Source organism: Vibrio sp. 1401 (assembly GCF_033340295.1).
Window position 1 is genome coordinate 1 of the sequence record NZ_JAWOWF010000068.1, and the last position, 18,061, is coordinate 18,061.

At 44.1% G+C, this 18,061-nt stretch carries 15 protein-coding genes; 8 read left to right on the plus strand and 7 right to left on the minus strand.

The features are described from left to right. Positions 1-189 precede the first annotated feature (189 nt). Together R7Z77_RS22380 and R7Z77_RS22385 are read right to left on the minus strand one after the other, a co-directional pair. Positions 190-2,349 (minus strand): prolyl oligopeptidase family serine peptidase, encoded by a 2,160-nt coding sequence (locus R7Z77_RS22380; RefSeq protein ID WP_213967970.1) that lies wholly within the window; start codon positions 2,347-2,349, stop codon positions 190-192. A 206-nt stretch (positions 2,350-2,555) separates the two neighbouring features. Then, positions 2,556-4,127, minus strand: a complete 1,572-nt coding sequence (locus R7Z77_RS22385; RefSeq protein ID WP_064354565.1) for an ATP-binding cassette domain-containing protein — start codon at positions 4,125-4,127, stop codon at positions 2,556-2,558. Between the two features lie 445 nt (positions 4,128-4,572). On the opposite strand from R7Z77_RS22385, the gene R7Z77_RS22390 reads away from it, so the two are divergent. From R7Z77_RS22390 to R7Z77_RS22400, 3 genes are all read left to right on the plus strand, one after another. Then, positions 4,573-4,998, plus strand: coding sequence for a universal stress protein (locus tag R7Z77_RS22390; RefSeq protein WP_005375398.1), 426 nt, complete (start codon positions 4,573-4,575; stop codon positions 4,996-4,998). Between the two features lie 166 nt (positions 4,999-5,164). Continuing rightward, positions 5,165-5,782 (plus strand): NAD(P)H-dependent oxidoreductase, encoded by a 618-nt coding sequence (locus tag R7Z77_RS22395; protein ID WP_005375391.1) that lies wholly within the window; start codon positions 5,165-5,167, stop codon positions 5,780-5,782. After that, the gene (locus R7Z77_RS22400; RefSeq protein WP_005375390.1) at positions 5,779-7,743 is read left to right on the plus strand and encodes a monovalent cation:proton antiporter-2 (CPA2) family protein; all 1,965 of its coding nucleotides are present in this window, start codon (positions 5,779-5,781) and stop codon (positions 7,741-7,743) included. The genes R7Z77_RS22395 and R7Z77_RS22400 overlap by 4 nt, the downstream gene beginning before the upstream one ends. Positions 7,744-7,835: 92 nt before the next feature. Here the strand turns inward: R7Z77_RS22400 and R7Z77_RS22405 are convergent, their stop codons facing one another. Continuing rightward, on the minus strand, positions 7,836-8,129 hold the full coding sequence (locus R7Z77_RS22405) for a hypothetical protein (RefSeq protein ID WP_005375389.1): 294 nt from the start codon (positions 8,127-8,129) through the stop codon (positions 7,836-7,838). A gap of 245 nt (positions 8,130-8,374) precedes the next feature. Between R7Z77_RS22405 and R7Z77_RS22410 the strand changes: the two genes are divergently transcribed. Further along, a complete protein-coding gene (locus R7Z77_RS22410; protein ID WP_005375388.1) occupies positions 8,375-8,668 on the plus strand; it encodes an ArsR/SmtB family transcription factor in 294 nt (97 codons plus the stop codon). A 108-nt stretch (positions 8,669-8,776) separates the two neighbouring features. Here R7Z77_RS22410 and R7Z77_RS22415 read toward each other — a convergent pair whose 3' ends face one another. Next, positions 8,777-10,126, minus strand: coding sequence for an alpha-amylase family protein (locus R7Z77_RS22415; RefSeq protein WP_033906794.1), 1,350 nt, complete (start codon positions 10,124-10,126; stop codon positions 8,777-8,779). Positions 10,127-10,645: 519 nt separating this feature from the next. Between R7Z77_RS22415 and R7Z77_RS22420 the strand changes: the two genes are divergently transcribed. Both R7Z77_RS22420 and R7Z77_RS22425 read left to right on the plus strand, forming a co-directional pair. Continuing rightward, positions 10,646-11,002, plus strand: a complete 357-nt coding sequence (locus R7Z77_RS22420) for a MerR family transcriptional regulator (protein ID WP_005375386.1) — start codon at positions 10,646-10,648, stop codon at positions 11,000-11,002. 58 nt (positions 11,003-11,060) lie between these two features. Next, positions 11,061-11,438, plus strand: coding sequence for a carboxymuconolactone decarboxylase family protein (locus R7Z77_RS22425; protein ID WP_033906793.1), 378 nt, complete (start codon positions 11,061-11,063; stop codon positions 11,436-11,438). Positions 11,439-11,515: 77 nt separating this feature from the next. Here the strand turns inward: R7Z77_RS22425 and R7Z77_RS22430 are convergent, their stop codons facing one another. Then, the gene (locus R7Z77_RS22430) at positions 11,516-11,746 is read right to left on the minus strand and encodes a PAS factor family protein (protein ID WP_005375384.1); all 231 of its coding nucleotides are present in this window, start codon (positions 11,744-11,746) and stop codon (positions 11,516-11,518) included. Positions 11,747-12,028: 282 nt separating this feature from the next. Beyond that, positions 12,029-14,455, minus strand: a complete 2,427-nt coding sequence (locus tag R7Z77_RS22435; RefSeq protein WP_005385091.1) for a M9 family metallopeptidase — start codon at positions 14,453-14,455, stop codon at positions 12,029-12,031. Positions 14,456-14,903: 448 nt separating this feature from the next. Here R7Z77_RS22435 and R7Z77_RS22440 point away from each other — a divergent pair, with 448 nt between their 5' ends. Continuing rightward, positions 14,904-15,881 (plus strand): hypothetical protein, encoded by a 978-nt coding sequence (locus R7Z77_RS22440; protein ID WP_213967971.1) that lies wholly within the window; start codon positions 14,904-14,906, stop codon positions 15,879-15,881. Positions 15,882-15,912: 31 nt separating this feature from the next. Here the strand turns inward: R7Z77_RS22440 and accD are convergent, their stop codons facing one another. Further along, complete coding sequence (gene accD / locus R7Z77_RS22445; RefSeq protein ID WP_064354563.1) at positions 15,913-16,776, minus strand: acetyl-CoA carboxylase, carboxyltransferase subunit beta; 864 nt, start codon at positions 16,774-16,776, stop codon at positions 15,913-15,915. A 141-nt stretch (positions 16,777-16,917) separates the two neighbouring features. Between accD and R7Z77_RS22450 the strand changes: the two genes are divergently transcribed. Continuing rightward, positions 16,918-17,817: a LysR family transcriptional regulator gene (locus R7Z77_RS22450; protein ID WP_017821535.1), complete on the plus strand. Its 900-nt coding sequence runs from the start codon at positions 16,918-16,920 to the stop codon at positions 17,815-17,817. Positions 17,818-18,061: the final 244 nt, after the last annotated feature.

Genomic DNA, 18,061 nt, shown 5'->3' on the forward strand with positions numbered 1-18,061 from the left:
ATCAGACTCGGCTGCTTAAGCTTCTTGGTGTTCTGTATGAAGCAGTTTATTCCTAAATTGGCTGCGGAATCTCGGTTAGAATAGTAGGCCTATAATAAATAAAAAGGGAATCACTCTCTGTGATTCCCTTTTATTATCGAGCGATAAATCGCCGATGCGTTTCGATAACTAAAACGCAAACAATTCGCACTATTGCAGTCTCTCTATTCCCATATTGAACAGTGCAAAACTATAAATATCTGCATTTGTCTCAATTATTTTACGCGTTGGTGTGCCTGCACCATGTCCTGCATTGGTTTCGATGCGAATTAAGGTCGGATTTGAACCCGCTTGCTTCGATTGCAACTCAGCAGCAAATTTGTATGAGTGAGCAGGAACAACACGGTCATCATGATCACCGGTTGTAATCAATGTTGCTGGGTATTCCACCCCTGCTTTTACATTGTGCACCGGCGAATAACTTTTCAGATATTGGAACATCTCTTTACTTTGCTCTGCCGTGCCGTAGTCATACGCCCAACCAGCACCTGCGGTAAAAGTATGGTAACGCAGCATATCCAGTACGCCGACTGCTGGCAGCGCCACTTTAAACAGCTCTGGACGTTGCGTCATAACGGCCCCTACTAACAAGCCACCATTCGATCCACCGTTAATGGCTAACTTGTTTGATGACGTTACCTTTTCATCAATTAGGAATTCAGCCGCAGCAATAAAGTCATCAAACACATTTTGCTTTTGCATTTGAATGCCAGCGTTGTGCCATTCTTTGCCATATTCCCCACCACCACGAATGTTCGCTACCGCGTAAACACCACCAAGCTCTAACCAAGCCGCACGTGTCGGGTTAAAAGATGGCGTGAGGCTAATGTTGAAACCGCCATAACCATATAGGATGGTTGGTGCACTGCCGTCCATCGGTGTCCCTTTTTTATAGGTGATGATCATCGGCACTTTTGTTCCGTCTTTTGAGGTGTAAAACACCTGGCGAGATTCATACAAAACAGGGTCAAATGGCGCTTTAGATTTGTAGTACACCTCGCTATCACCGTCTTTGATGTTCAGACGATAGGTAGTGCTTGGCATCTTGTAGTTGGTGAAAGAATAGTAGACTTCGGTTTCTTCTTTTTTCCCCGAGAAACCGTATGCGCTGCCAATATCAGGCAATTTGATTTCTCGGATGAGTTTGCCGTTCATGTCGTATTGCTTCACCATCGAGATCGCATCAACAATATAGCTCGCAAACAAATTGCCACCCGCGGTAGAAACACGTAACACGTTCTTTGTTTCAGGAATCACATCTTTCCAGTTTTTGGGCTGCGGCTGACTTGCATCCACCGTCACGACGCGTTTGTTCGGCGCATTAAGGTTCGTAACCAAGTACAGTTTCGTGCCTTGGTTGTCTATCACCCAAGTATCAGAACTGGTGTTATCTAAAATGGTTTTGAGCGAGCTATTTGGCTTACTCAGGTCTTTGAAGAACAGTTTGTTGCCCGACGTCGATACGCTAGCTGAGATAAACAAGTAGCGTTCATCTTCCGACGTGTAACCCCCAACGTAGCGATACTTTTCGTCCTTTACACCACCGAAAATTAATTGGTCTTCACTTTGTTTCGTCCCTAGTTTATGAAAGTAGAGCTTGTGTTGGTCTGTCTTCGCGGAAAGTTCACTCCCTTTTGGCTTGTCATAACTTGAGTAATAGAAGCCTTGATTGCCGAGCCAACTGATGCCACTGAACTTAATATCCACCAACGTTTCGCCGACGGGCTTTTTGGTTTCTGTGTCTAACACAATGACTTTGCGCCAATCGCTACCGCCTTCCGAAATGCTGTATGCAACCAAAGAACCATCACGTGAAAAGCTCACTCCCGCTAACGATGTGGTGCCATCTTCACTAAAAGTATTTGGATCGAGGAAAATTTCTGCTTCACCATCACCTAGCTGCCGATAAAGCACGTCTTGGTTTTGTAACCCGTCATTTTTGTAGAAGTAAGTGAACTTACCCTCTTTGAACGGCTGGCTTTGTTTTTCGTAATCCATGAGCTTAGTGATGCGCTCTTCAATCTGCTCGCGGTAAGGGATTTTCGCCAGATAATCAAACGTCACTGCATTTTGCGCCTTCACCCATTCTGCGGTTTCTGGGCTGAGATCGTCTTCCAACCAGCGATAAGGATCACTCACTTTTGTACCAAAGTAGTCATCGACAATATCCACTTTTTGTGTGGTTGGATACGTGATGGCTTTCGGGCTTACCTGTTCAACCGACGATTGCGCCGCTTCATTGGCATGCGCCACAGACAACACACTTCCGAGTGCGAGAGCGGTTGTGAGTGCTAGGGTGTTCTTTTTCATGAAATTCCTTTTTATTTTTCTGTTGTCTTTTTGTGCAATACATCAGAACTCTACTATATATCGACAAAATGAATCTAATTTCATTAAACGAGTTGTGAAAGCCATCCTAACTCCCTCATTTCCTTCCAGTTCTACAAACTAGTAAGTGGAAGTGTAGAACTTGGGAACAATACTGAAGAGCTACGATGACGTTTACTCTCTTTCGTCTAAGTCAGCTCGATTTGGCGCAAAACCCCAGACTCAGAAGCGAAATCTTGGTCGTGACTAATCAGAACAAATCCACCTTTGTATACATTTAACGCCTGACTAAGCATTACTTTTGACTCGAGATCGAGATGGTTATCTGGTTCATCGAGCAGCAGCAAAGGCTGGGAGTGTTGATGGCTGACGATCAGCATTGCGAGCTTCATCTTCTCGCCACCGCTTAGTACGCATCCCAACCGAAACACAGCGTCTCGACGAAAACCGATCCCCGCCAATAAGGTTCTCGCTTCACTTTCCGTCATCTCTTGGCAGGTCTCCATTACGTTCTCAAGTAACGAAAGATTTGGATTCACTGCGCCAAAGTGTTGGTCGAGATAATACAAGGGGGTATTCACTTGCAGCTCACCACTCAGCAACGACAACTCGCCAAGCAACGTCTTTAACAAGGTTGACTTTCCGCAGCCATTTTTCCCTTTGAGATGGACTTTATCGTTCGCAAAAATCTGCAAAGTGATAGGAGTAGAATCCCCAAAAGGCAATATACCTTCTTGTATCGACAACACTTTTCTCGAACGGTTCGGATTATCTGCAAGATAAAGCTTTTGCGCTTTGAGCTGCTCATGTCGCGATTGCAACGCCCGCTCTTTGGCTTGTAAATGCGCTTGTCTGAGTTGCTCATTCTTATTGCGATTTGAGGCGCTGGCGGTCGCGCTATCCTTTTTGCCATCAAGCAAAATTTTGGGCTGACTGCCGTCTTTGCGCAGTTTGTTCCCTTGCGCGGCGCGTTGGTCTGCTTTTTCGCGATTTTTCTGGGCTTGCTCAGCTAACCGTTTTTTGTGTTTATCGACCTGCGCTAACTGCCTTTCGACCGCTTGTAACTCAGTGCGTTTTTGCTCGGCATACACATCGTAATTTCCACCAAAAACTTGTAAGCCTAGGCCCGATAGTTCCCAAATTTCCTCCATCTCTCGTAGCAGCTCACGATCGTGACTGATGAGTAAAATCGCGCCACCGAAATGCCTCATAGACTCTATCAGCCATTGTTTCGCCTCGGTATCGAGGTGATTGGATGGCTCATCAAGAATCAAAAGCTCCGTTTCGTTTTCAAACAACTGCCATAACTGCAAACGTGCCAACTGACCACCACTGAGCCGAGCACAAGAGAAATCAGGGTCTTGCGGCAAGCCCATCGCAGCAAGCTGCTGTTTGAGTTTCTGTTCAATATCCCACTGTTCGCCAACCAGTTCGAACCAATGCTCAGAAACATCACCTTGTTCAATCTGCTTCAAAGCATGTAAGACCGAGTCTGTTCCCAGAAACTGGGCGATCGATTGCTGGCCTGAAAGCAGATCAGACGGCTGCTGGCGATACATCATGAAAGAAGAGGGAGAAGTCACAACACCGCTGGCAGGCTGAGTTTCTCCCGCCAAAATGGAAGCCAAAAGCGACTTACCGATGCCATTGCGCCCAACCAAACCAACACGTCGTTTAGTCATGGAACAAGAAATAGACTGAAATAGCGTCTCGCCATTATCAAACTGATGGCTAACATTAAAAGCTTGTAAAACCGGCATAATTTGCCTCCTGTATGACAGGGACAACAGCCGTAGCTATGATTTGAAATTGCAACAAAACGCGTGCAAAAACGCATTAAGCTCTATGTAAAGTTCGACGATATACGTCAAATCAAAAAGTCGTCTTGTTGCAAAGAAATATCGGAAAGTGAGCTACGCCTACTAACCCTGCAGATCCAAAAAATAAGTAAAAATATGGATGACAGGTTTAGTTCTTCATGTTGGCGTAATCTCCTAGAGAAATGATGCGCAGAGTGTAGTCGCTTTTTTGTTCAAAAAGCAAGCTTTCTAACCAAATGCGAACAAAAAGAAAGTTTCACAGTAAGTTGTTATATCACATTAACTTTTTAACAAGTCTTTGAACAATTTCGAGATCTTAGCAACACAATTTTTATCCAAGCCATACTATGCTTAGGGTAAAGATAATCCACATAAGGGCGTGGTTATGAAATACAAACATATCCTTGTTGCACTCGAACTGTCAGATGAAAGCACCGTGCTTATCGACAGAGCGGTATCAATGGCAAACTATCTCGACTCCGATATCTCCTTTATTCATATTGATGGTACGCACGGAGAAATCTATCGTGAGCTTGTAGACATTAAAGAAAACCCGGATCAAAGGCCGTTGAATGAGCATTCAATGGAATGTTTAAAAACATTTAGTGATTACATGGATTACCCACTTAAACATTTCTTCGTAGGTACTGGCGACTTGGCTGATAAATTAGAGGTCACCATTAAAGAGCAAGAAGTGGATCTTCTGATTTGTGGTCACCACCAAGATTTCTGGAGCAAGATTATTTCTTACTCCAGACACTTAATTAACAAGTCACCGGTGGATATTCTAGTCGTCCCTATTCATGATTAGTAAAACGTAACGCTTCCCAAAACCACCAATTTATTTGGTGGTTTTTTATTGATATTGAAACAGCTTAAACAGTTTTCCAAACTAGCTTGGCGATCATTTATGAGTTACATTTTCTAACCAACCCGCGCTCCTACTGGGCATGGTTATTTAGATAGCAAGGATCCCTATGGCAAATAAAAAAGTACTCATTCTCTTTGCTCATCCTTCCCAGCATCGTTCAGAAGTGAATACTCCACTTTTCAAAGAAGCTCAAAAAATTGAAGGCGTGACATGTGTTGATCTCTATGGCGAATACCCTCGTTTCGATATTAATATCGACCGTGAGCAGCAACGCCTACGTGAGCATGACGTGGTGATTTTCCAATTCCCACTATATTGGTATTCAACGCCTGCAATTTTAAAAGAGTGGCAAGATCTGGTTTTGGAATATGGCTTTGCTTACGGTACAGATGGCACAGCACTGCAAGGTAAGACCATGCTTTGTGTGCTGTCTGCAGGGGGTAAAGAAGAAGCTTATAAGGCAGAGGGCTACAACCACTTTACGATTCGTCAACTGCTTGCGCCTATTGAACAAATGTCCGCACTGACAGGCATGAACTACATTGCCCCTCTCGCGATGTTTGGCGCACGTACAGCAGATGAAGAAGGGCGAATCCCTCGTCATGTTGAGCGGTACAAGAGCCTGCTAACAGCTTTAGTCGAAGATAGGTTGGATGTTGAAGCTGCGGCGTCATTAATCAAGCTTAACAGCGCATTGCCAGAGCTCATTAAGGAGGCTTCATGACAGGGATATTCTTACAAGCCTTCGTATATTTGATTGCTGCTGTAATTGCAGTCCCACTTGCTAAGCGTTTGGGACTTGGGTCCGTTTTAGGCTATCTCATCGCAGGTGTGGTCATTGGCCCAATTATCGGTTTAGTCGGTGAAGAAACAACAACAATCCAGCACTTTGCCGAGTTTGGCGTGGTGATGATGCTGTTTCTCGTTGGCTTAGAGCTCGAACCCAAAATGTTGTGGGCAATGCGCAATCGCTTAATGGGCTTAGGAGGTCTGCAAGTCGGCGGTACCGTCGCGGCGATTATGGGTATTGCCTTGTATTTTGACCAGCCTTGGACCATAGCCTTAGCCATAGGTTTGATCTTCGCCCTCTCTTCTACTGCGATTGTTTTGCAAACTTTTAGCGAAAAAGGATTAACGAAGACGGAAGGTGGACAAAACGCTTTCTCCGTGTTGCTTTTTCAAGATATTGCAGTGATACCAATGTTGGCGTTCATTCCTCTATTGGCCTTACCTGAATTAATTGAACAGGCACAGTCCGCGGCTCAAACAGCCGCAGCGCACCATGAAGAATTAAGCCTCGTTGCGGGGTTGCCCGGCTGGGCATACGGCATCGTAATCACAGCATCGATTGCAATCGTCGTCGTTGGTGGACACTTTTTAAGTCGACCTCTGCTCAATTATGTGGCTAGCTCTGGTTTGCGAGAAATCTTTACCGCAACTGCACTCATGCTGGTCATTGGTATCGCTGCGCTGATGAGCTTAGTGGGCTTATCTCCTGCCTTAGGAACCTTCTTGGCTGGCGTTGTATTGGCGAACAGTGAATTCCGCCACGAGTTAGAATCCAACATCGAACCATTTAAAGGCCTATTGTTAGGTCTGTTCTTTATTACCGTTGGCGCAGGGATCAACTTCTCGGTCCTTTTTGGTGATTTCTGGTTGGTCATGGCATTGACCATTGGCGTGATGGTTTTGAAAGCCTTGGTGCTGTTTATTCTTGCACTGATATTTAGGGTGAAAGGCAGCAACCGCTGGCTGTTTACCCTAAGCTTGGCTCAAGCAGGTGAATTCGGCTTTGTGCTTCTAAGCTTTTCAGTGCAAAACCACGTCATCCCATTTGAACTTTCACAAACTCTTGCGTTAGTGGTTGCGATTTCGATGTTCCTGACACCAGGTTTGTTTATTCTGTTTGATAGAGTGATTCTGCCGCGCTTTGAAAGCCAGTCAAATGAACGCGAAAGCGATACGATTGAGGAAACAGGCACGGTGATCATCGCCGGCATCGGCCGCTTTGGACAAATAGTGAATCGCCTATTGGTATCAAACGGCGTGACTACCGTGGTACTTGACCATCAATCTGACCAAGTCGATAACATGCGCCAGATTGGCACTCGCGCCTATTTTGGCGACGCGACTCGACCAGATATGCTACATACAGCCGGCATTGAGCACGCCGCTGCGTTGGTTGTGGCGATTGATAACCAAGAATCGAGTGTAGAACTAGTGAAGTACGTTAAGCACACGTACCCAAAAGTAACAGTGATTGCACGTGCCTTTGACCGTGGACATGGCTATCTTTTGCGTCAAGCGGGAGCTGATATTATTGAATCAGAGACCTACCATTCTGCATTGGAGATGGGCGGTCACACAATGAAAGCACTTGGCATTCACCCCTTCTTTGTTGAACAACAGAAGGCGACATATAAGCGTGTTGAAGCACGTAAGTCAGAAATACTCTACAAAGCTTGGGAAGATGATTCTGAAGGTGAACGCTATGACAACAATTTCCGACAACTGTTTATTCAGTTAGAGGAGAAAATGGCGGAAGAGATGCAAAAAGATCGTCATGACAAACTATCGCGGTCAGAACGTGGTTGGACACCGCCACCTAAAGGTTACGCCGATGACTTTAATGAAGATAACGTCCAAGAGCTAACACCACCAAGAGAAGAGCCTATCCAACGATAACGCACTCCATATTAAAAACCTCCCGCTTGGGAGGTTTTTATTTTTTCAGTACAGAGCCACACGCCGTGCAGGATAAAATGATCTTCTCGATATTACATAAGATCATTCATTAAAATCTCATACTCTTCGTTTGCTTCTTCCACTAAATGAGAAAGCTCTAACGCATCAGTAACTGCAAGATTGAACTGCCACGGAGTTGTGTCTTCTTTACCACAGATTCGAGTTTCACACCCACGACTCTCAAAAGACAAATCATCAAACTCTGTGGTGTGGCGCTCTTGAAGTTCAACAATCTCAACTTCTAATTTACCGACAGGATTGACTTTAACGTGGGCATGTAACTCCGAACTGTTAGACAAACAATAATCTCTATGAACCGCAATCATGGCCGCCTCCTTGGTCTGCCAACTGACAACTCAACAGTGAGTGTAGACGAGGGATTTTGAACGTGGCGTGAAATAATAATGAAGATTGATCTGTCTCATTAGAACAGACAATTGTTGTCATGAAGGCATGAGCCAGCATGAATCTCATCTGATTTAAATTGTTCTGAGATCGTAATAGTTGGCATTTACCGAGACTTTCCCTATTATCGAAACAAAATTACTGTGGTCATTCTTTAGAGGTCAGTATGGAGCTTGAAGCCGTTGCTAAAGCACTAAAAGAGTTAGGGCATCCGACTCGTTTAAGTATTTACAAAGAAGTCGTCAAAGCGGGATACAAAGGTATCGCGGTAGGCGGCGTACAAGAAAAGCTTGGCATTCCAGCATCCACTCTCTCTCATCATATCTCGAGCCTTGCTTCAGCCGGTCTTCTCACCCAGCGCCGTGAGGGTAGAACCCTTTTTTGTGTTGCAGAATATCAGTGCTTAGATGACGTAATTGGTTTTTTAAAAGCAGAATGTTGCGTTAACGAGTGCTCATAAATTTCTAGCAAAAACGAGAGAGTTTGAGTTTATATTGAACTTCAGCAGAACGTGAATGACGATGAAAAACATACACACCGAAGTTGCTAACCTCGGTGTGTACATCTTCTACTTCGCGACGAGTAACATCGACGACTTAGATGGTACGATTAACTTACCGTCAGTTGGAATGATTTGTTCTGTCATCAAATCAACCCAATTACCATCGATTTTTAATGTCAAAGACTGTTGACGCTGTGATTTATTAAGCACCACAATACCTTTGTCACCTCGCTTCAGTACGAGCATGTCATCGTTACCTTCAAGAACACTCATCGGCTCGCCATGCGTCATATTATGGAACTGGATCATTTTTGCCATTCTCGGATCGCTCCATGCACCTTGCCATCTTGGCTGACCATTTTTACCTTTAATACCGCTGGTGTTTAAGTCGGTATAAATCAACGGCACACCACCATCTCGGCCTAGAATATAGGCATAAGCTAACCATTCATTTTCCTCGTCCATGATGAGATCAAGAAAGACATCATTGTTAGGAATATCATGTGTGATAGCAAATGTAATCGCACGACCGGGGGACAGAGCCTGACCAAAACAATAGGGATCAATCAGAGACTTGAAGCTGCCCTTTTTAGCAAACGCCTTAAACATGGTTGAGAACAAAGGGAAATCGTACGCACCTAGGCGAGTTTCCTGTAGATACGGCTCAAGAAACAGCTGATACTCTTCTTCCGTCGCACCGCCATCGGTAATAATTTCACCAAATATATGCACATCCCGCGTGATGTCGTCTGTCCAAACACGCTTAAGATGCTCTAACGTCATGTGTTTCGCAGCGTCAATACGAAAACCTTTCACACCAATAGCTTTCAGCGCCTTTAGGTACGCTCGCTGCTGTTCAACGACATGGTCACAAACACGAAGAGTTGGCAAGCCAGGGTCGGTTGGCCCACCGGTGATACGTCCGTTTTGAACCTGCCACTTATCTTTCCAGTCTTTGATGCCGAATGCTTCAACAAAGTCCTCTTCATCAAAAAGTGGTTGAGATAGATCGCCAAACAACGCTAGCGACTGATATTTCTGTTTGTCGTTCTGGTATTCCTCCAAGACCTCTTGTCTTGGGTACTGAAGGTCTCTGCGAAGGTGGGCCTCATTTGCCATATGGTTAAACACTACGTCGGCATAAACCCACACACCAACTTGCTCCAGTTCACGAACCATATGAATAAAATCTTTGGTATCACCCAAGGCATTATCGATAACACGATAATCTTGTGGTTGATAACGCTGCCACCAGCGCTCATCGTGTGCGCTTTTCATTGGTGGCGAAACCAACACAGAGCCATAACCAAGCTCGCGGATTTCTTTTGCTCGTTGGGCAATGTCAGCATACTTCCAATCAAATGCATGTAAGATAACGTTTGCACCGAATGATTGTGTTTCCTGTGAGCCACTCATGTTGTTCTCCTGCTCGTTTCCACTCACGATTACTTGTTTGCATTTTTTTGTGAGTGAATTCAATAATCGAAATTATAAAAGCTATTCATCAGAGGCACTCACCCTTTTAGCACTAACTCAAGGCTGAAATCGAAGGCGTAGCGACTCATCCATTGCACAGCGATAAATCGTTCTGAGTGAATAACGGGCACACAACATACACCCCAAACAGCCCAACAAAACACTAAGTCATTGTTTTATTTAACAAAAATTTCAATTGAAAAAGATAAAATATAAGACCTACGTACGCCCTAAAATAGGCCCAAAGGATAAAAATAGCCAAGCCAACCCGTTGAGTAACAATTGTTAATAAAACGAAACTGGCAGATGGATCACGTTTGGCGCGTTTCAAAAATCCAGTAAATCACCATACCTAGCGTTAAAAGACTAAAGATTTCTGTTTGTATCTGTCCCGAAATGACTTCAAAATGCGAAACTTAGCTTATCTCTATGGGGTATGCTCTACCTTGGAGGATAATAATGAATATCAAAGAATTTTCTGACCTCGTCGGGCTATCTGCTCATACTCTTCGATACTATGAAAAAATCGGTTTACTTAAACATGTCCATAGAAACGCGAGTGGACATCGAATGTATAGTTCGAAAGATCTAAACTGGATAAGCTTTGTTAAGCGTTTAAAAGAAACTGCAATGCCACTTGAAGAGATTCTAGAGTATGCCAAATTAAGGGAAGTCGGCTCTCAATCTGTACCACAACGTCAAGCCCTGTTAGAACAACACCAAGAAAACCTCAAACGCCACATTGAGCAACAGAAAAAGCACTTATCGGCTCTAGAAGAAAAAATTGCCTTGTATAAAAGCGGAAAAGTTCGTTGACTTAGAGTTAACTCTAACGATTAAGGTGTGTTTACGTTTATTCACTAGGAACATACCGATGGAACAATCACGCTTTAACAAAGGATTAGAACTACTCTCTCAAATTGATGGCGACGCTGGTCATAATGTCATCGAAACCTTACAAGATATTTGTCCAGATTTAGCTCAGTACACCATTGAGTATCCGTTTGGCGATATTTATGCTCGCCCGGGCTTAGACCTAAAATCGAGAGAAATCGCAACCGTCGCCGCGCTAACGGCAATGGGGAATTGCGCGCCGCAACTAAAAGTGCACTTAAATGCAGCGCTGAATGTAGGCTGTAGCGAGGATGAGATTAAAGAGATCATTTTGCAGATGTCCGTCTACGCAGGTTTTCCCACGGCATTAAACGGCATGTTTGCATTCAAAGAAGTGCTAGCGGAAAGAGCAGAGTAATAACGACGTTGAAATTAATTTAACCGCAATTAAAAACGGCCCTTGGGGTTCGGGCCGTGATTAAAACAACGAGTGAATTAGCGCTCAGGAGTTTCAAGCAGTTTAACCGCGCAATCTACCGCGTTGTTAATGCCTTGACTGCTCTCCAACTTGCCTGAACTTGCAGGACCAAGGGCACAAGAATACAAAGCCAGCTGCTTATCGAACGGCAGATCCAACTGTTCATAGAGATTTTGTCGGATTCTTGCATGTTGTTCTGGTTCTTGGTTAGCAAGGCTAATCAACGTTTCATAAATAAGCGTTTTCATGTCTTTCCCTTTTCACTTTATTGCACGGGGTGCATATATATTGTATCCATTTGGGAAGCACAAATCAGAAGCTAGGTCACAGAACGCGTCGCTAAAAAAGTTTATGTACTCGGTAAATTGCAATACAAACTTAAAGTCGTTTAGAAAAAGGGCAACTGATAACTCGATAGATCAGCCGATTAACTAGCATTCGCCGCTGTTTGTTTATAATCGTGTCCGATATAAACAAAAACGTCGCTGTATCAGCGACGTTTTATCTCGACTTTAGTTAATCGAATTTTTTTAGTTGAAGTGCACTAGCATTTCAACGTCATCGCCTTGCTCTGGAGCCTGAAGAGCGAAGTGCACGTACCCTGCTTCAGTCATAGGAATCGCAAGGTATTCATTGCTGCCTGCATAGTTGGACGCATACTCGTGCTGCTCTACTGTAGGCCAATGCTCCCTACTCGCGTATAGATCGACATTACCAGTTTGAGAGTGAGCCGTTAGCCATACACGAACCTCTTCAACACCTTCAGGCACATAAACTGCTGCATAACGCTGCTTGTGAACGGTAAGCATTTTGGCTTCACCAGACTCTAATACCACAGGTGCTAAATCATCTTGCACTTGGGTTGGCGGTGTTTGCGCTTCCACTTCTAACGCAGCCACAAGATTCACTGAGTCATAGCTATCACGTCCAGTTAAGCTGATGTAGTAACGACCCGCTTTAACGTAACCATCTTGCTCTGGTTCAAACACAATCTCTTCATTGCTGCCATCAGCATATTGACTCATTTCGAAATCATAGTAATGCGCGACTTTGTTGTAGCTCATGTAAAGATCCGCATCACCCGCACCCTCAATAGATACATTGAAGTTAACGGTGTTGGCTGGAACATCAACGTAGAACAGTTTTTCGCTGTATGCTTCGCCACTGAGCTGAAGGCTTTGGTTCGCCGTCAATTCAGTCACTTTTGCTTCAGGGCTTGTTGGTTCTGTTGGTTCTTCTGGGTCTGTACCAGGTTGCTCAGGTTCCACTTTTAATGTGTCCAACCAACGTTCAAACTCAGCATCGTATTGTTGACCTAAAGACGTCACCTGCTGTGCCCATTGTTCGAACTGGCCAGAGCGCGACAATGCCAACAAGCTTTCGACGTCTTGTGGATGATTTTCTAACATGAATCGAACAGCTAGATAACCCCAACGATAGATACGATTGGTATCGTGAGAGTACGTGGTATCAAACACAGTGGAAAGGCTCAGTTTACCATCTGCAATCAGCTCAATCGCAGCTTGGTAACCTTGCTTGTAATGCATGTATTCAGCAAAACCTTCTAGCCACCAAACAATATGACCATGAGCCAAGTTATCGCTGAACGAACCGTATTGGTTAAATCGTGCATCTAAATAGTGCGTGTATTCATGTTCTAGGTTCAAGATAGAGAGATCTTCACCATTCGCGTAGCGATAAGCGACGAAACGCGCAGTATTGTCCGCTTTTGAAGGGTCACCTTCTAGGTACTGACCACCGTTGTCCGTTGTATTACCAAATAGGAATGAAGAGTAATCAACGTAACTAGCGTTACTCGCGAATACCGCCACTTCAACACGATCATTCAAATCATCAGCGACAGGTTGATTACCCGTATTCGCAACTCGATGGAAGTCGGCTTCTTTTGCCGCTAGCACTTCACACGCTTTCGCTGCTTGAGCATCGGTCAGATCTTCAGAGCGAATAATGGCAGGTCCCTGACATTCAAAACGATTTGGCATTACACGTGCAGCTAAATCTTGCTTGGCTTGCTCAATATTCAGACCATTTAGGCCTTCTGGTGCGTAGTAGCTCATCATTTCAACGGCAGCAAGCCATAGTTTGTCATGCTCACTACCCAGTGGATAACGCTGCATCACCTGTTGCATTACTGCCAATGCTTTGCGTTTGGTCTCCTGATCTGGGCTTGCGAGCAAACGACCAGTTTCACGTAATGCATTGAAAACGATAAAGCTTGCATCCGTATCTAATGCCCAAGCATTATCAGATGCGAATTTCACCAACGTATCAATATGGTGTGTATTGTTTGCCATGTATCGGTAGAACGCATCGTTCGCCGCATGGCCTGCCATAGAGCGGAACAAGTTGTTTAAACCATCGACCCATTGCGTGTCCTGCGCGGTTTCACGATTAAAGTGCATCAACGCGGCCATCATGCTATCCATGGTCAGCGGCAACTGCTTAACGTTATCAACCATCAAAGTCAGGCTCTTCATTGCACCAACTTGTTCACGACCTTGATCCAAAGCATGAGGGTTGTTTAGGAATAGGTTCGTCGACTGAGCAAAACGCTGACTCAACGCTTGCGAAAACTCAGGTGTACCAGTACCAGCGTTGTAGCGAACGTAGTAGGCCGCTCGAATAAATTCGCCTAGGTTCTCTAGAATACGAGCTTGATCTGCTTCACCACGATAGCGAGCGATTTCTTGATCCAGCGCGACTTGGATACGGCTTAGGCTCGCTTCACTATAGATATCATTCAGCGTTTCTGAAGGTGCTGAAAACCAAGCGTGGTAGCAATCATACTCAGCACCAGAAACGGCAGTAGCCAGATCTCGCGATTGTTGTAAATCAGCAACAGCACACTGATTTTGTGCAAAAGAGAAGCCAGACACACTCGCTAGCATACAAGCAAGCGCCAAACGATGGCGCGGGAAAAAACGGATATGAGACATAACAACACTCATTGATTATTAACATACATTGAGTGGGGATTTATATTCTTTACAGCTCAAACAGTGAAATCAGTGTCATAAAATTTATGAAACCGCTCCCAAAAATAGGTCTTTTACTCTAATTAAATGGGAGCAATCCCACTCCAAAAAAACTCACAATTATCAATAAAAACATTAATTTACCTTTTTCTAAATAACGACTTTATGAGGAAAATTGCCCTTAAACGCCCCCCTTAACTCTTCCAGATAGAGTTCGCGACAATCAAAGGTTCTAAATTAAATTTTGATGCTTGATACCATCTATTTTTATTTGTGACTCATTCTCAATAAGTCACAGAGTGCATATCAAAAAGTTGGCATTAATGGTAAATTCTCCGCCAAATCAAACACATTTACTCCTCGAGTCATTGATGAGTGAATAAAGCAGATATTTGGCTAGGGATAATACATGTCACTTTGGGGATTTTTGGGAACGGGGATTGCCTACTTCATGACAACGTTTGCCTTTGTTTTTGGCGGCATTTTTCGGTTATGTGCTGAAGGTAATACATTAAGAGAAACAAAGCGCCAATCATCAATAATGTCCGGGGTTATTGCTTGTACTATTGGAACTTGGGTGCTTGCTTTTGGTGTTTACGTTTACGGTTACTTTTGGGATAACTCTTCTCACTATTATTTTTATTTGCTCGCTCCATGGGGACTTGCCATTTTTGGGGTAAAACTTCGTAACCGCTGGGTTAAGCAATACGCGCGTGTAAAACACGCAAAAGAAGAACAGTGGCAAAAGCACTGGCGAGAATTATTAGGGGAAGATACTGAAGAGCTTCCACCATATACACATGATTACGAGCTCTACTCGGGCATTTGGCAAGCCAATGAAGCGCTCCAAGAACAGTGTTTTGCAGCCCTTCCTCACGGGAAAGCAGTCTACGAGAGAGTGAAAGCCTTCCAAACGATGGCCTCCCCCGCTGGTGACATAAACAATCAAGTTTTGCTGAGTAAACTCGATCAACTAGAGGATGAAATCATTCAAGTTCTTGAGCAACACTCGCAAAAGAAAGTAAGCATTGAAACTGGCGCAGGTACTTTACACAAAGAGTCAAAACGCAATGTTTATCACCATGAGAATGGCCCAACAGAAGAGCAACTGTACGACTCAATCAACCTCCAACATGATTTGGAACGAGAGCTACGCAACATTATCTATGATCGGCTCGGTTACGATGGCGAAGATGAGTACTTTTTCCTCCAAGCGCCACTCGAAGAGCTTACCGAGAATGAAACCGCAATCAACTGGATGCTCTGGGGGTTAGTAAGCGACCATTTTGCTGTTGACCCATACCAAACGGCGTTGGATCTCAGCCTAATGAATGCGGAACCAAGATGGGGGCAAAATGAACGGTTTGTAATGATTACGGCTCAATAAACGCAAGTACTAAGTCTAACTTTAATACAACCTATTCTGAGACCACCCTCGCGTTGGTTAACTTAGCCAGTAAGCGGCCAACGCGATCGCGCATTTCACGTCTATCGACAATCATATCTAGCGCACCATGCGCTAGTAAAAACTCACTTCGCTGAAACTCGTCTGGTAGCTTTTCACGTACCGTTTGCTCAATGACCCGTCTTCCCGCAAAGCCAATACTTGCTTTAGGTTCACCAATATTGATGTCTCCTAACATGGCTAAACTCGCCGAGACGCCACCATAAGTTTGGTCCGTCAATACTGAGATATAGGGTAATCTGTGCTCAGATAAGTGGTTTAACGCGGCGCTGGTTTTTGACATTTGCATGAGTGCCACCAAAGACTCTTGCATGCGCGCCCCTCCGCAAGCGGAAAAACATACTAACCCAGATTTTGTATTAATTGCGCTTTCAACTGCTCGGACAAACTTCTCGCCAACCACTGCGCCCATCGAACCTGCCATGAAAGAGAATTCGAATGCACACGCAACAACAGGCAGACCCAATAACTTGCCCTCCATCACCACCAACGCATCTTTTTCTCCAGTCGTTTTCTGTGCTAAAGCAATTCGCTCTTTATATCGCTTTAAGTCTTTAAAACCCAAAATATCTTGTGGCTCCAACTCACTTGCCAACTCTTGTTGTGTTCCATGGTCCAGAAAAGAGATCAACCTTTGACGCGCAGCCATTCTCATGTGATATGAGCATTTAGGGCATACTTCCAAATTTTCTTTTAACGCGGCACTATAAAGTATTTGTTCACACTCAGGACACTTTGTCCAAACGCCCTCAGGGATAGACGCTTTGCGCGAACCTATTATATTTTTATTCTCAAATAACCGTTCTAACCAGCTCATAAATTCACCACTATTGATTACGTTCTAGCGCGATATCTCGTTGTTTGTTCGCTTAAACTTGTAAATAAAATTGTATGTAACTTAGTACAGGGATAAAGTGCGATATGCTGGCTTGATAATCCAATAAAGTGGGATAATGAAATGTTTGATAACGTTGACCAAATCTGGTTAAAAAGTTTTCACTGTGTTTATGAGAACAACAGCTTTAAGCGAGCCGCTGAGTGTTTGAACATACCAACATCAAATGTCAGCCGACACATTGCCCTGCTTGAAGAAAAGTTAAACATTAGGTTGTTCAATAGAACAACAAGGCGAATGACGCCTACCGAGGCTGGAGAAGAGCTCTATAGCAGCACTCGTCCGTTATTGGAGCAACTCAACGCCGCACTAGAAACTGTAACGCGCCACTCGCACACGGTAACAGGGGAACTGCGAATTCTTATGCCAGACACACCTGTACTGGCAAAAGCTATTGTTTCCTTTTGCAATCAATATCCAGCAATCTCTTTGCATTGTGATACAACGCTCGCCCCTAAAGGCGATGCTATCGATGGCTTTGATATAATATTGAGTTTTCACAGAGGTACTTTGTCAGACAGTAACTGGGTGGCGAGAGAGATAAAACGCTGGCCCAGTGCCATTTTAGCCGCGCCTCAACTAATTGAGAAATACGCCCCCCCTTACAAAATTACGGATCTAAGTCATGTTCCCTGCATCACGACGCTTACCGCAGTAAATGGTGCACCATGGGTATTCAGAAACCCTGCTGGGGGCCATATTACTCAAACTGTACAATCTTCATTCAAAGTAAACAGCGGTCATCTCGCCAGATATGGCGCGTTATCAGGGCTTGGATACGCAATATTGCCAATTGAGTCATGCCAAAATGAGATCAAAAATGGTGAGCTAGAAATCGTCACTCTAGAGTACGAACCTGAGGATTTAGTACTTTACGCCTTTTACTCGTCTAGAAAACATGTAGCTAAGAAAATATCTATGTTTGTTGAACATTTAAAGCAAAACGCAAAACTTAACGCCTAGCTAAGCTTTACTCAACTAATTTATCATATTTTGTTTTATCGTCTAGAAAGGACAGACACCGCTAAGCGATTTGAGACTCGATTTTTTCAAATAAAAAAGCCAGCAATTAACATTTACTGGCTTTTTATTAAAGAGGTGTGCCGTCCTAAATAAGGTTGACACTTTCTCCCCCCAAAATTGGAGAGTGTTATGAAATCAACAACTAAAAGAACTCAGCGCGATTACTCCCTCGCTTTTAAACTCA

Coding starts and splice junctions, on each gene's coding strand:
- R7Z77_RS22430 (WP_005375384.1), bottom strand. CDS start 11,746: ATGAAAACGCTTATTTATGAAACGTTGATTAGCCTTGCTAACCAAGAA.
- R7Z77_RS22380 (WP_213967970.1), bottom strand. CDS start 2,349: ATGAAAAAGAACACCCTAGCACTCACAACCGCTCTCGCACTCGGAAGT.
- R7Z77_RS22450 (WP_017821535.1), top strand. CDS start 16,918: ATGTTTGATAACGTTGACCAAATCTGGTTAAAAAGTTTTCACTGTGTT.
- R7Z77_RS22395 (WP_005375391.1), top strand. CDS start 5,165: ATGGCAAATAAAAAAGTACTCATTCTCTTTGCTCATCCTTCCCAGCAT.
- R7Z77_RS22425 (WP_033906793.1), top strand. CDS start 11,061: ATGGAACAATCACGCTTTAACAAAGGATTAGAACTACTCTCTCAAATT.
- R7Z77_RS22440 (WP_213967971.1), top strand. CDS start 14,904: ATGTCACTTTGGGGATTTTTGGGAACGGGGATTGCCTACTTCATGACA.
- R7Z77_RS22415 (WP_033906794.1), bottom strand. CDS start 10,126: ATGAGTGGCTCACAGGAAACACAATCATTCGGTGCAAACGTTATCTTA.
- accD (WP_064354563.1), bottom strand. CDS start 16,776: ATGAGCTGGTTAGAACGGTTATTTGAGAATAAAAATATAATAGGTTCG.
- R7Z77_RS22400 (WP_005375390.1), top strand. CDS start 5,779: ATGACAGGGATATTCTTACAAGCCTTCGTATATTTGATTGCTGCTGTA.
- R7Z77_RS22410 (WP_005375388.1), top strand. CDS start 8,375: ATGGAGCTTGAAGCCGTTGCTAAAGCACTAAAAGAGTTAGGGCATCCG.
- R7Z77_RS22435 (WP_005385091.1), bottom strand. CDS start 14,455: ATGTCTCATATCCGTTTTTTCCCGCGCCATCGTTTGGCGCTTGCTTGT.
- R7Z77_RS22390 (WP_005375398.1), top strand. CDS start 4,573: ATGAAATACAAACATATCCTTGTTGCACTCGAACTGTCAGATGAAAGC.
- R7Z77_RS22420 (WP_005375386.1), top strand. CDS start 10,646: ATGAATATCAAAGAATTTTCTGACCTCGTCGGGCTATCTGCTCATACT.
- R7Z77_RS22405 (WP_005375389.1), bottom strand. CDS start 8,129: ATGATTGCGGTTCATAGAGATTATTGTTTGTCTAACAGTTCGGAGTTA.
- R7Z77_RS22385 (WP_064354565.1), bottom strand. CDS start 4,127: ATGCCGGTTTTACAAGCTTTTAATGTTAGCCATCAGTTTGATAATGGC.